Below are 13,161 nucleotides of genomic sequence, written 5' to 3'. Positions count from 1 at the left end.
TAAGTGGGATGAATCTTTGCCGCAAATCAATGTAGTCTGCAAAATTCAGTCCTTCTTTTGCAGTCCAAAAAATGAAGATTCATCATTAAATTTAAGGGGGAATACAACAGATGAGAGGAAGCAACGCGGTTAAATTTTTCTCGATATTAGTTATCACCGGAATTTTAACCTGGATAGCAGCTTTCGGTTCTTTCGCAGGATTTGACATACCAGGTGCGAAGGATATAAGACCGGGTATTGATATTCAGGGAGGAGTAGACGCAAAGCTTTATGCAATAACCGAAGATGGGAAAAAACCATCCGAAAAGGACTTGGATTCAGCTAGGTTTACCATAGAAAAGAGATTGGATTCAAAAAATATTTTTGACAGAGTCGTAACTGTCGATTATCAGAAGGGTTACGTTCTTGTTCAGATTCCACACAAAAAGGGCGAATCATTCGACCCTCAGAAATCAATAGAAGAAATAGGAAAGACTGCTCTTTTGACATTCCAGGAAGTCGACGAGACCAAAAAGAATGCCGATGGCACTTATATTCCTGCCGATCCGACAAAAGAGGACGAAAAGAAGAGAATAATCCTTCAGGGTCAGGATATAAAAGATGCGACCTCGGAGCCATCCCAGGACGGTTCGGGATTCCAGATCTCTCTTAAGATGTCCGACGAAGGAGCTAAAAAATTTGCTGAAGCTACAGCAAGACTTGTCGGAAGGCCTATAGCAATATTCATGGACAATAAGCAAATCAGTGCTCCGGTAGTTAATGAGGCAATTCCAAACGGAACAGCAAGGATATCCCTTAATGGTACACCTGTAAATGAGCAGCAGGCGGAAGCCAAAGAACTCGCAGGACTTATAAAATCCGGTGCTCTTCCTTTCAAGCTTGAAGCAAAACAGGTCAACAATATAAGTCCGACGCTTGGGTCGAATGCTCTGTCGGTTAGTATTGAAGCATTTGTTGTGGCTTTCATTTTAATATGTTTATTCATGGTTGGATATTATAGATTACCGGGCTTTATTGCAGCAATCGCCCTGTTCCTGCACACAGTAATGGAGCTTCTGGCTTTATCCTGGATGCATATAACAGTTACACTGCCGGGTATCGCCGGTCTTATCCTTACGATTGGTATGGCGGTTGATGCCAATGTAATCATATTTGAAAGAATAAAGGAAGAAATCAGAGGCGGAAAAACACTCAGAACTGCCATTGAAGTGGGATTCAAGAGAGCATTCTCTGCGGTTCTTGACGGTAACATAACGACAATAATAGCAGCCCTGGTACTGTTGAAATTTGGTACAGGCCCCATCCAGAGCTTTGCATACACTTTGTTGATAGGTGTTATATTAAGCTTCATAACTGCTGTTACAGCAACCAGACTTATGCTTAATGCAGTATCTGATCTGGATATAGCAAAGCACCCTGTTTTATATGGTGTAAGCGCAAGACTGAAAGGGGGTAAGGCAAATGGTTAATTTATACACTAAAAGAAATTACTTTTTCATACTTTCAGCTGTAATCATTCTTGCTGGAATAGTATCCTATTTTGCAATGGGCTTTAAGCTGGATATCCAGTTTGAAGGCGGGACAGTTATTGAATTGAGAGCTAACAAGGACATGTTTACCGATGCAAATACCCAGCAGCTGCAGACACAAATTGCGGAGTTTGTAACCAAAACAATAGACAAGCCTGCATCTGTTCAGAAGTCCGCCGCATTTGATGTAAATGGCAGCAACTCCAGCTATGACGTTATAAAGATAAATATAGGCAGCGAGAATACACTTACAAATACTGAGGTAACAACGGTTGAAGAAGCAGTAATCAAGGAATTCAAGCTTACTTCAGACGATCCTGTTATAAGTGAGGAAAGTGTTGAGCCGTTTATAGGCAAGGAAATAATGCAGAATGGTTTAAAAGCTGTAGCAATTGCTTTTGCACTGATTATCATATATGTTTGGATCAGGTTCAGGGTAATGTCAGGTTTATCGGCCGGTGTTTTTGCAGTTGTCGGTGTTTTGCATGACGTATTGATTATGATATCGGTTTATCTGATATTCCAGATTCCGGTCAATGAGTCGTTTATAGCAGCTATCCTCACAGTTGTCGGTTATTCAATGAATGATACCATCATTATATACGACCGTATCAGGGAAAATAGCAGGCTTCTCAGGAAAGTGCCGCTGCCTGAGCTTGTTAATGACAGTATAATGCAGACTCTTAACAGATCAATAAATACTGTTGTAACATCGCTGATCGCTATCACCACCGTTTACATTTTTGCAAAAGTCAACGGTATAGTATCAATAGAAGAATTCAGCTTCCCGCTTATAATAGGTATAGCTGCAGGTTGTTATTCATCAATCTTCATAGCCAGCCCGTTATATGTTATGTGGAAGGAAAGCCAGAAGAAAACTAAAGCTGTTAAAGCTTAATCTCAATAATATAAAAAAATCCGGGAGCGCCGTAAGCTCCCGGATTTTTTTAACGTATACAAACTTCGGTTGTTAAAATAAAAAGAACCCGCATATGGAGAATATCCATTCAGAGGTTCTTATCTCATGGCAAAAATTGTCGAAAAATAATTATTGTGATCTTTTCTTAATAATTATATCAATAACCAACGAGGCTATTATGAATTCTGCCAATACAAATATACTGTTGGAAATGAGAGTGGTTGTTGTGAATTCAAAAACACTGCTGAAATTACTGCTTGTTTTATTGGCTACGAATAAGACGGTGGCTATTGCCAATACGGTTAAAGTTGCCGGGGTCGCGTACTTCAGCATTTTTTTAGGAAATTGCTCCATATCACAAATTGCAGAATTCACAAGTTTGAGAATACTTAACCTTCTTGATTTGTTTTTTTCCTTGCTTTCCATGGAATACCCCCCTGATCTGAACTGAAAGAATTAAAATATAATAAGTAAGTATATTCTGAGGAATCATTAAAACTTGAAGAAAAAATGACCTGGCTCACATAAAATATTATCATCTATAGGGTATAAGTTCAATGTAAATAATTGATAATATTGCATACTTCGACATCATAATTACAATCTTTGGAATTAATTTATGCTAAGCAGTCGAATTTACTAAAAACTTTTGTGTAGATGTAGAGTCAGGCAATATATTATAATTACGCTATAGACACTTATAGGATACTGTAAAACAAATGAGGAGGTAAATGAGATGGAACTGATCTGCTCAAAGAAACTGGAAATTGATGAATCGGTAAAATACAAAAGCAAAGAACTTAATTTGGATTATTATTTGGTATGCTGCGAAACTGACAATTCCTGTACATATGGAATTCAGATTAACATGACCAAGGACAGCGGTGAATCAGAGACAGCCATAATAAATGATGTTTTGCCTTCCAAAGACCAGACCATGGAATTGATAAATCTTATGCACAAAAATTCTGTCACTCCTGTAAGTGCCCGGGATGTTATATATGATTGTATAGCATAAATCCCATTCTTAAAATGTTCAACAGAATACTATTATATATGTATTAGAATAAAAAGTTCAGCAATAAATAAAGATGGAATTCAAAAAAGGATCAATCAGGGTATGCTCAAAGGTTAATGAAAATTACTTTGGGTATACTTTTTTTATTAAAAAAGAAGGAATATTAATAATAATGTCGAACAATTATTAAGTCAATTACTATCGGTTATTATCAATTATCCGGGTAATACGGGCTTCGGTTGTAATTGGCAGACATTTGTGCTATTTCAAAATAAATAGCAGTTTATATGTTTATAATATTTGATAAATCAATTAAGTGTTTATCAAACAAGATTGGACTGTAATGCATAATGGCATATTTATTTCCTGAGGATCTAATTGAGGAAATTCGAGTAAATAATGATATTGTTGATGTAATCTCCGAATATGTTAAGTTGGATAAGAAGGGAAAGAATTATTTTGGCAGATGTCCTTTTCACAATGAGAAAACCGCGTCTTTTTCGGTTGAGCCTGTAAAACAAATATTTAACTGTTTTGGGTGTGGAAAAGGCGGCAATGTGATTCACTTCATTATGGGAATAGAAAATTTGGACTTCCCGGAAGCATTGAAATTACTTGCCGAGAGAGCTAAAATACCAATTCCCGAGACTGATACGGGTGTTCAGGATGACGCAAAGGCCAGGTTGAAAAAGGAGCTCCTGGAAATAAACATAGAGACTGCAAGGTTTTTTCACAACAACCTGATGAACGGTAATAACAAAGTGCCGCTGGCATATTTGCTGGACCGCAGGATTGAGAGGCAGACTATTATAAAGTTTGGTCTGGGATACGCAGTTGACAGCTTTGATACACTTTACAGACATCTTAAGAGTAAAGGCCATAGTGAAAAAAGCATCATAAGCAGCGGATTGGTTATATTCAAGGAAGAGACAAAAAAGATTTATGACAGATTCCGGGGAAGGATTATGTTTCCCATATTTGACATAAGGGGAAATGTAATAGCCTTTGGCGGAAGAGTAATGGATTCATCACAGCCCAAATATATGAATTCCCCTGAAACCGAAGTCTATCATAAGGGAAAGCATCTGTATGCCATGAATTTTGCCAAAAATGCCTGTGCCAAACAGATAATTTTAGCAGAAGGCTACATGGATGTTATATCCTTACATCAAAGTGGAATAATAAATGCAGTTGCACCTTTAGGTACGGCATTAACAGAGAATCAAGGCAAGCTTCTTAAAAAATATACGGAAGAAATAGTATTATCATTTGATTCTGACAATGCCGGACAGGCCGCTGCACTTAGAGGCTTGGATTTACTCAATGAAATCGGCTGTAATGTCAAGGTTTTGACATTGCCCTCCGGCAAAGACCCGGATGAATTTATTAAAACGCGGGGTGTTGACGAATTCAGGAGAATTGTAAGCAAAGCCAGAAATCTGGTGGATTTTAAACTCGATCTTCTGGATAATAAAATCGACACCACGACAAATGACGGAAAAGTCAAGTTTATTGATAACGCTATGGTTATCTTGGACAAAATTGACAATAATGTAGAAAGAGAGCTTTATGTAACAAAGCTGTCCAGGGAAATTGGAGTAAGTGAACAATCCATTTATTCCGAACTGGCAAAGCGGCAGCAGCGAAAGGACAAAGCCGGCATAAGGCAGACAAGAGATACAGGATTGGTTAAAAAGAACAGTGTCAAAAGGGAACGCAGGGCTGAAACAACCGAGGAAAGGCTTAATAAGCTTGAACTGATGCTGCTGTCTACAATCTGTATTGAAAATAATGTATATTTTCAGATCAAGGATTCTATAAAGCTTGAAAACATAAAATCAAGTGAGATAAGACAGGCCTTCAGTTTTGCAATTGAAAGGATTGAAAATAAGTCCGGAATATTGACCGGAGAGATATTAAATAAACTTTCACCGGCTCTTGCCGAGAGTTTTGCAAATATAATACAATCACAGAGTGTTTTCGAGGACAATAGGAAAGCAGCACTGGATATACTAAAAAGAATGAATCTAATTGGTTTGGAAGCAAGAAAAGATGAAATTATCGAATTAAAAAAGAGATCTGATCTGACAGAAGGAGATGTTGAGTTATTAAATCGGGAATTAAGCAGTATTGTATTGAATATAGCTGTAATGAAGAAAGGTTTATAATTTTCCATGAAAGGAGGGGAACTTATGAAGCATAATCAGGAAACCAGAAAAGCAATACTTAAGGATTTGATTGATAAGGGCAAGTCGAAGGGAATGCTCACCTATAAGGAAATAATCGATGCTTTTGAGGAAATAGAGCTTGAACCGGAACATATAGAAAAGATATATGAGACCCTGGAAAATATGGGTATTGATGTTATTGGCGATATTGAAGCCGAAATGGAAGAAATACAGCTGGCCGACGAAGAGCTGGACATCAGCATACCTGAAGGAATAAGTATTGATGACCCTGTAAGAATGTACCTTAAGGAAATCGGTAAAGTACCCCTTTTAACGGCGGATGAAGAAATAGATCTTGCCCACAGAATGGAAAACGGCGATATTGAGGCTAAGAGAAGGCTTGCCGAAGCAAACCTGAGGCTGGTTGTAAGTATTGCAAAAAGATATGTAGGCAGGGGTATGCAGTTCCTGGATTTAATACAGGAAGGTAATCTGGGTTTGATCAAGGCTGTTGAAAAGTTTGATTACAGAAGGGGCTTCAAGTTTAGTACCTATGCCACCTGGTGGATCAGACAGGCCATAACCAGAGCCATTGCGGACCAGGCCAGGACTATACGTATTCCGGTTCATATGGTTGAAACTATAAACAAACTTATCAGAGTATCAAGGCAGCTGCTCCAGGAATTGGGAAGAGAACCCCAGCCTGATGAAATTGCCAAGGAAATAGGCATGTCGGTTGACAAGGTGCGGGAGATAATGAAAATATCACAGGAGCCCGTATCATTGGAAACACCTATCGGTGAAGAAGAGGACAGCCATCTGGGTGACTTCATTCCCGATGATGATGCACCGGCACCTGCTGAAGCTGCGGCATTTACTTTACTCAAGGAACAGCTTATTGATGTTCTGGATACTCTGACAGCCCGCGAAGAAAAGGTGCTCAGGCTGAGATTCGGTCTTGATGACGGCCGTGCCAGAACCCTTGAAGAGGTTGGTAAGGAATTCAACGTAACAAGAGAACGTATCCGTCAGATTGAGGCAAAGGCGTTGAGAAAATTGAGACATCCAAGCAGAAGCAAAAAGTTAAAGGACTATTTGGATTGATATAAGCTGAAAAAAGAAAATAAGAGACTCGAAAACGGGTCTTTTTTCTTTCTTTTGTTATTTTACCGCAAAAAATCCGGTAGATATTGTTGGAAGTTTGAATATGTAATTATTAGCAACACGTAGCATTGTGAAACAAATAAATGAAAGGGAGTAATAATCTTGCTAAATAGTTCAATAGCGGGTATTTTAATGTTGACCGTGTGACAGTTCGTAAGTATAATATTATTTGTGCTCGTGAGAAAACACTCCGAAACACAATGATAAAGCGGTGTTAAGCCGATTACATCAAAATTTAAATATTCCTCAATAGCTCAGTCGGTAGAGCATGCGGCTGTTAACCGCAGGGTCGTAGGTTCAAGTCCTACTTGAGGAGCCACAACGGGCCTTTAGCTCAGTTGGTTAGAGCAACCGGCTCATAACCGGTTGGTCCGGGGTTCGAGTCCCTGAAGGCCCACCAAATAGAAAAGAGAACATACATATGTATGTTCTCTTTTCTATTTGGTGGGCCTTTTCTCGCTGCCGCTCGAATAAGGCTTGATCTTAATAATATTAAATTAATTTGATAGTATTATTGATTTATATATGATTTTAAAGAATAAAGATCAAGCCTGACAGGGACTCTCGAACTACAACGAATGCGCACCGGCATTCGTTGTGACGTTCTCGTCTGAAGGCCCACCTATGATGAGCATGGGGGGAATCCCCTCGCCGGTGTAAGGAGGGTGCTCAGAAACACGTAGTGTTTCGTCGAAGGGAACCTAGGGTTCCCTAGCGAAGGCAAATTGCCTGGCTTTTTCTCGCTGCCGCTCGGACGGGGCTTAATATGGCAGATATAACGAAAATATCCATCTGAATTTGTACAGAATTTCAAAAATGTTAGATATTAGTTTACAAGGCAAAATCCACAAGTTAAAATAGAAACTATGGAAATGTAATTTAAGTTGGGGCAAGGATAAGGAGTGTGCTTTTTATGATATCCCGTATCTGTAACGGGTTGTCCAATTCAGGATAAGATATGTTTAATTAATGCCAATCCATTGCAGTAACATGAGGAAGCTGGTTGTAATAGTATAATTGTAATTATGTAATAATGATTTTTGCTCTTTATTTACAGTTTGGAGGAATTACTTTATGCGGCATATTTATATTACAGCGCAAAGTTGTGTTGCAGGGATGCTCTTGACAGAAGATATTTGTACTGAAGCAGGTGCCTGTCTGATTCCAAAAGGCACATATATTACCGAGACTCTGGAGAAAAAGGTCAAAAGGTTCAGGTTGAAACCTATCCAGGTCGAAATTTATGATGATAATATTGTTGTAGAGGAAATAAGCGGTTTCGAAAAAGATATTAAGAAAAGAGAAATGTCTGAAGAACTCGCACAGTCATATACAGAGGCCAAGCAGGAGGTAAAGGAAGTTCTGGACACCATTAATTCAGGAAAAAGTCTGGACAGCAGAAATGTAGATCATGCATTGGTTAACATAAGAAAAAATGTACATGATTCCTTTGATGTTCTGAAATGTATTGATTCAATCCGTACAGTTGACGAATATACATATGCCCACTGTGTAAACGTTTCTCTATTGGCCATGACTCTGGCAAAGTGGCTTGGCTGTGACGCCAAATCGGTGGAGGAGATTGCCAAGGCCGGTCTGCTCCATGATGTAGGGAAAGCAAAGGTTGACACAAATATTTTGAATAAAAAGGGCAGTCTGCTGCCCGAAGAGCTGGAAGAAATACAGAATCATACAACCTATGGGTACCGTATGGTAGAAAACATGTATGACATCAGCAAGGGGATTAAGATGGCTGTACTCATGCACCATGAGCGGACCGACGGCTCAGGATATCCGCTGGGGGCCAAGGGTGACCAGATTCATCAATACGCAAGGGTGCTTGCCATAGCGGATGTATATGATGCCATGACCTCGGACAAGGTTTATTCAAAGAGAAAATCGGTATTTGAAGTATTGAAATATATGCAGGATGAGATGGCCAATCAGTTGGACCGGATCATGCTGAAAGTGTTTATTGAAAGGATTGTATGCCATTATATCGGGGATTATGTAATGCTGAATACAGGTGAGATCGGGGAATTGATGCATGTAAACCCGCTGAATCCGCTGAAACCCATAGTAAAGGTTCAGAATGTTTTTGTGGATCTGACATATGAAAAGGATGTGGAACTGAGCGAGCTTTTGTGGGATTACAGTAAGTACATGTATACCGATCCCCGTTAGTTTTTATTTTTATAAATCTGATGCAGGTTGTCTGTTATAGTCAATGATATCATACATAGCTAAGGCCACAATACCGGACGGGAAATTGCGGATTTAGCTATTTGATTTTTTTCGTAAAATCCATACTCAGAGCTTCATCCTGAAGCTCCAGATCTGTTTTATTAATTGCAGAGATGTTCGGATTTATTCCAAGAATATCTCTGCCGAGTATATTGGTTGACAGAGGCCTTTCAATATCATTTACCTTATTTGTTTTTTTGTAGGGAGGCATTTTGCTTATTACTTCCTTTCCAGTTGATAATTCATTAATATTATGTGTATAATTTACCTTGACGATACAATAAAAATAAAAAAGATTTAAATCTGGAGGACGATTTGAGCTTGGAGCTTAAGGGAAGGCTGAAATTAATTGCAGACAAGGTTCCTGAGTGCGGCACTGTGGCAGATATCGGAACAGACCATGCTTACCTGCCAATATACCTGATACAGCAGGGAAGATGCAAAAAGGCAATTGCTTCTGATGTCAGGATAGGGCCGGTTCAGGCGGCGAATGGAAATATATTGAAATACAAACTTGGTGACGTGATTGAAACAAGAATGGGCAGCGGACTTGAAACCATAGGAAAAAATGAAGCAGATGCTATAATCATTGCGGGTATGGGAGGTACACTTTTAACGGAATTATTGGAAGCCGGTGCTGAAAAAGTCTGCGGTGAAGCTGTGCTGGTATTACAGCCCATGAATGACCTGGATGTGGTAAGAAAATGGCTGTACCATCATAATTTTAATATTTTTGACGAAGAGCTTTCGGCAGAGGGAAATAAAATATATTGTGTTATGGCTGCCAGATTTGATGGGCAGAATAAAGGCTATGAAGATTTTCAGCTGCATGTGGGAGAGTGTCTTATAAAAAAACACGATCCGCTGTTATTGTCCTATTGTGAAATGAAGGTGCGGCAAATAGACAGGGTACTGGGGCAGCTGGAGGATATGCGTGATAATGACGGGCTTTTAAATCATTATCAGAGTTTAAAAAGTGATTATTTAAAGCTAATATGTCAACTTGATAAAGGTAAATCATAGAATAGTTTATAAGGAGTAGGAGTATATGAAGGTTGGAGAGATACTTGATTTTATAAATAAGCTTGCGCCGTGGGACTACGCTGAAACATGGGATAATGTGGGGCTGATGGTTGGCAGCCGGCATAACGGGGTGAAAAAGGTACTGCTGTGCATGGACGTTACTTCAAGGGTCATCAGGGAGGCAATAGACTGTGAGGCTGAGCTCATAGTATCACACCATCCCTTTCTTTTCTCAAAGCTTGGCAAGCTGGATTTTGACACAATAAAAGGGCAGCAGATTCAAACCCTTGTCACAAAGGATATCAGTGTGATAAGCGCTCATACCAATCTTGACGTTGCGGCCGGAGGAGTAAATGACACTCTGGCAGAAACCATAGGACTTAACGGTTTAAGAGCATTAAAGACTTATGTTCCACAGGGATATGATCAGAATTTGGGTCTCGGCAGGACAGGAACTCTGGAGAACGAGACTGACTTTAATGAGTTTATTGATAATATAAAGAAAAGCTTGAATATAACAAATCTCAGAGTTATAGGAGCACATCCCGATAAAGTAAAAAAAGTCGCTGTATTTTGCGGAAGCTTTGATGTCGAACTGGATTACTTAAGGAGTCTTGGACAGGATGTGCTTATAACAGGGGATTTAAAGTATCATACTGCTTTGGATGCCAGGGAGATGGGACTGTGTATTGTAGACGTGGGGCATTTTGCATCTGAACATGTGATACTGTCCAAACTGCAAAAACTTTTGGCTGATGAATTTGCTTCAATCGAGGTGATATGCAGCAAAATGGAAAGCGATCCATTTATTTTTGCTTGACATATCCAAATTCAGCAACTATAATAAATTGTCCAAGGACGATATATTATAAAGTTAAATATATTTCAAATAAATAATTGAGTAAGCCAGATGATCGCAGGTACAGCCTGAAAAGGCGTACATGAGGAAAGTCCGGGCTCCATAGGGCAATGGTGCCGGGTAACTCCCGGTGAAGGTGACTTTAAGGAAAGTGCAACAGAGATATACCGCCAGCTGGAAGTTAGACGTTGGAGGTTAGAGGGTAGAAAATAGTATAGGAGAATTTTCAGGTTTTCTGTCTTCCAACATCCAACTTCCGACTTCCAGATGGTAAGGGTGGAAAGGTGAGGTAAGAGCTCACCAGCGGCATGGTGACTTGCCGGCTATGTAAACCCCACCTGGAGCAACGCCGTGGAGGGACGCAATGACTGCCCGTCAGTCCCGGGGAGGTGGCTTGAGCGCTGTAGAAATACAGTGCCTAGATAGATGATCATTTAATACAGAACCCGGCTTATAGACTTACTCATACTTATATGCCTAAACACTAGCTTTCAAGGCTGGTGTTTTTGCTTATTGTACGGTTTTTAAAGCCGGAAAAACGAGATATAGAACAAATGCTTATTTCAGACTTGAAATCCATTGATTCAACCATTTCGTTTTATTCAGAGGAGTGCGGTGAGATAGGAAATCAACAAGGGACAAGATGGATTATTGACCCTATTGATGGGACTGCAAACTTCATTTTTGGCGTACCATATTTTAATATTTCTGTTTGTCTGGAGAAAAACGATCAAATTGTTGAAGCCTATGTGTATAACCCCATTACAGACGAAATGTATTATTCGACAGAGGAGAAGAAGGCTTCCTTTCTTAATGATAAACCTATTCATGTGTCTGAAACCAGCGAAATCAGGAACAGTTTTATTGTCTTTGGGTTCAGTGCCAATATCCGGAATATCAACAGGTATTACCAGGAATGGCCTTTACTTTTTACCGAGTGCAAAAAGGGAATGGGGCTCTTATCTCCAGCTTTGAATATTTGTAATGTGGCACGGGGAAGGATTGACTGTTTTATTGATTTTGGAAGTAATATGGAGGGACATGCCGGAGCTGCACTTATACTTGAAAATGCAGGTGGTTCAATTTGTAATTATGATTTTTCAGAATGGAGTCATAAAACAAAAGGGTGTATTGCCGCCAGTAAAAACTTCTATCATAGGGCCAGAGACTGCTACTTCTGAGCAGGTCAAGCTTCGTATGAAGGATATGTGAAATAACACTAAATTAACGTATTGTGTCAATTGAAATATTGTTTTGCTTACAGAGAGATTTAATTAGAATCAAATGGTGCGTGAGGACAACTTCATGAAATAAGACGCACGGTTAAAAACAATTGCGATAAATTGTCGGCGACGGCAAAATTGCTTTATAATGAGGCGATACAATTTTCGTAATTGTTTTGGGTGCGTACTTATTTTATGAAGTTAGTACGGAAGTCACCATTTGATATAAAAAATCACACCGGTAAGGCAAAATTTAAATTAATTAGCACAACGAGTTAAATTAAGGACTGGAGGCTCTCAAGTGAAAAAACTGATTATCCTGTCTATAACTTTTCTTGCTATTTTGATCATGGCAGCGGGGGTTTATCTGTATTTCCAGGCGATATATAAACCTTTGCATCAGAGTGTCTCCATTGATGATGTTGCAGATATCCAGGTTTACGGGGCAGGTACAAAAATGACTGCTGTTAATGACCGGGTATTAACAGAAAATCTGATAAAATGGTTCAACAGTGCAACAGATATAAGGCCGAATAAAAATTTTGCAGGGACTACAGCGGAATCCGGCATCATTATCAATCTAAAGTCAGGCAGAGGAATTCTAATTTTAAGGTCGGGAAAAGATTTTGAAATCCAGAGAAGTAATACAAGGTTGAAAAATATCTCTTACTGGGCAAATCAGCAGGAATTGAAAGAGTATCTTGACAAATTGGCCACAGCTGAAAAGAGTTTGGATGATAGTATTGATGATAAACTTGACGCTGTTGTACAGGATCCGAAACATGCTGCATCTTCAAACCCATACGACTATACAAAAGAAAATTAGGATTACGTATGTTATGGCGATTGCATGTTCTGAAATTCTTGGAGAGGAGCCGGAGCAAAAGAACTGGAGCAGCGGCAGGGAGTGGTACGATAATTATTTAAAAGATAAACCGTAGAAATTGATGTCGCCCTTAATTCAAGTATATGTTGAAGGCTGGTATTTCTACTTATCGAACGGTTTTTACAACT

Annotated in this window: 12 protein-coding genes, 2 tRNA genes and 1 other RNA gene; 13 read left to right on the top strand and 2 right to left on the bottom strand. The window is 39.3% G+C overall.

The window, feature by feature from the left end; all coding sequences use genetic code 11:
* Nucleotides 1-110 precede the first annotated feature (110 nt).
* Both secD and secF read left to right on the top strand, forming a co-directional pair.
* Nucleotides 111-1,469 (top strand): protein translocase subunit SecD, encoded by a 1,359-nt coding sequence (gene secD, locus T344_RS0106470; RefSeq protein WP_027628017.1) that lies wholly within the window; start codon nt 111-113, stop codon nt 1,467-1,469.
* Entirely contained in the window at nt 1,462-2,427 is a 966-nt protein-coding gene (gene secF, locus T344_RS0106465) for a protein translocase subunit SecF (RefSeq protein ID WP_027628016.1), read from the top strand. Before secD ends, secF begins: the two co-directional genes overlap by 8 nt.
* A 150-nt stretch (nt 2,428-2,577) precedes the next feature.
* Here the strand turns inward: secF and T344_RS0106460 are convergent, their stop codons facing one another.
* On the bottom strand, nt 2,578-2,874 hold the full coding sequence (locus T344_RS0106460) for a hypothetical protein (protein ID WP_004625855.1): 297 nt from the start codon (nt 2,872-2,874) through the stop codon (nt 2,578-2,580).
* Between the two features lie 310 nt (nt 2,875-3,184).
* Here T344_RS0106460 and T344_RS0106455 point away from each other — a divergent pair, with 310 nt between their 5' ends.
* From T344_RS0106455 to T344_RS27725, 6 genes are all read left to right on the top strand, one after another.
* The gene (locus T344_RS0106455; protein ID WP_027628015.1) at nt 3,185-3,466 is read left to right on the top strand and encodes a DUF6514 family protein; all 282 of its coding nucleotides are present in this window, start codon (nt 3,185-3,187) and stop codon (nt 3,464-3,466) included.
* 350 nt (nt 3,467-3,816) lie between these two features.
* On the top strand, nt 3,817-5,634 hold the full coding sequence (gene dnaG, locus T344_RS0106450) for a DNA primase (protein ID WP_027628014.1): 1,818 nt from the start codon (nt 3,817-3,819) through the stop codon (nt 5,632-5,634).
* 24 nt (nt 5,635-5,658) lie between these two features.
* On the top strand, nt 5,659-6,738 hold the full coding sequence (gene rpoD / locus T344_RS0106445) for an RNA polymerase sigma factor RpoD (RefSeq protein ID WP_004625832.1): 1,080 nt from the start codon (nt 5,659-5,661) through the stop codon (nt 6,736-6,738).
* A gap of 303 nt (nt 6,739-7,041) precedes the next feature.
* A tRNA-Asn gene (locus T344_RS0106440) sits at nt 7,042-7,117 on the top strand.
* Between the two features lie 4 nt (nt 7,118-7,121).
* Nucleotides 7,122-7,198, top strand: a tRNA-Ile gene (locus tag T344_RS0106435).
* Between the two features lie 674 nt (nt 7,199-7,872).
* The gene (locus T344_RS27725) at nt 7,873-8,982 is read left to right on the top strand and encodes an HD-GYP domain-containing protein (RefSeq protein WP_051571628.1); all 1,110 of its coding nucleotides are present in this window, start codon (nt 7,873-7,875) and stop codon (nt 8,980-8,982) included.
* 97 nt (nt 8,983-9,079) lie between these two features.
* Here T344_RS27725 and T344_RS31230 read toward each other — a convergent pair whose 3' ends face one another.
* On the bottom strand, nt 9,080-9,253 hold the full coding sequence (locus tag T344_RS31230; RefSeq protein ID WP_169738695.1) for a hypothetical protein: 174 nt from the start codon (nt 9,251-9,253) through the stop codon (nt 9,080-9,082).
* Nucleotides 9,254-9,357: 104 nt separating this feature from the next.
* On the opposite strand from T344_RS31230, the gene T344_RS0106420 reads away from it, so the two are divergent.
* The 5 genes from T344_RS0106420 to T344_RS27720 all read left to right on the top strand — a co-directional run bounded on the left by T344_RS0106420 (nt 9,358) and on the right by T344_RS27720 (nt 12,973).
* A complete protein-coding gene (locus T344_RS0106420) occupies nt 9,358-10,065 on the top strand; it encodes a tRNA (adenine(22)-N(1))-methyltransferase (protein WP_027628013.1) in 708 nt (235 codons plus the stop codon).
* Nucleotides 10,066-10,090: 25 nt separating this feature from the next.
* Nucleotides 10,091-10,885, top strand: a complete 795-nt coding sequence (locus T344_RS0106415) for a Nif3-like dinuclear metal center hexameric protein (protein ID WP_027628012.1) — start codon at nt 10,091-10,093, stop codon at nt 10,883-10,885.
* Between the two features lie 78 nt (nt 10,886-10,963).
* An RNA gene (gene rnpB / locus T344_RS29630) (RNase P RNA component class A) lies at nt 10,964-11,394 on the top strand.
* A gap of 30 nt (nt 11,395-11,424) precedes the next feature.
* On the top strand, nt 11,425-12,105 hold the full coding sequence (locus T344_RS0106410) for an inositol monophosphatase family protein (protein WP_278246143.1): 681 nt from the start codon (nt 11,425-11,427) through the stop codon (nt 12,103-12,105).
* Nucleotides 12,106-12,448: 343 nt separating this feature from the next.
* The gene (locus T344_RS27720; RefSeq protein WP_051571626.1) at nt 12,449-12,973 is read left to right on the top strand and encodes a hypothetical protein; all 525 of its coding nucleotides are present in this window, start codon (nt 12,449-12,451) and stop codon (nt 12,971-12,973) included.
* The last annotated feature ends 188 nt before the right edge of the window (nt 12,974-13,161 follow it).

It is taken from the genome of Ruminiclostridium cellobioparum DSM 1351 = ATCC 15832 (genome assembly GCF_000621505.1).
Taxonomy (GTDB): domain Bacteria; phylum Bacillota; class Clostridia; order Acetivibrionales; family DSM-1351; genus Ruminiclostridium; species Ruminiclostridium cellobioparum.
The sequence above is the reverse complement of the archived record's forward strand: the minus strand, read 5'-3'. Positions and strand labels throughout refer to the sequence as shown.

Coding starts and splice junctions, on each gene's coding strand:
- dnaG (WP_027628014.1), top strand. CDS start 3,817: ATGGCATATTTATTTCCTGAGGATCTAATTGAGGAAATTCGAGTAAAT.
- T344_RS27725 (WP_051571628.1), top strand. CDS start 7,873: ATGCGGCATATTTATATTACAGCGCAAAGTTGTGTTGCAGGGATGCTC.
- rpoD (WP_004625832.1), top strand. CDS start 5,659: ATGAAGCATAATCAGGAAACCAGAAAAGCAATACTTAAGGATTTGATT.
- secF (WP_027628016.1), top strand. CDS start 1,462: ATGGTTAATTTATACACTAAAAGAAATTACTTTTTCATACTTTCAGCT.
- T344_RS31230 (WP_169738695.1), bottom strand. CDS start 9,253: ATGCCTCCCTACAAAAAAACAAATAAGGTAAATGATATTGAAAGGCCT.
- T344_RS0106455 (WP_027628015.1), top strand. CDS start 3,185: ATGGAACTGATCTGCTCAAAGAAACTGGAAATTGATGAATCGGTAAAA.
- T344_RS0106460 (WP_004625855.1), bottom strand. CDS start 2,874: ATGGAAAGCAAGGAAAAAAACAAATCAAGAAGGTTAAGTATTCTCAAA.
- T344_RS0106415 (WP_027628012.1), top strand. CDS start 10,091: ATGAAGGTTGGAGAGATACTTGATTTTATAAATAAGCTTGCGCCGTGG.
- secD (WP_027628017.1), top strand. CDS start 111: ATGAGAGGAAGCAACGCGGTTAAATTTTTCTCGATATTAGTTATCACC.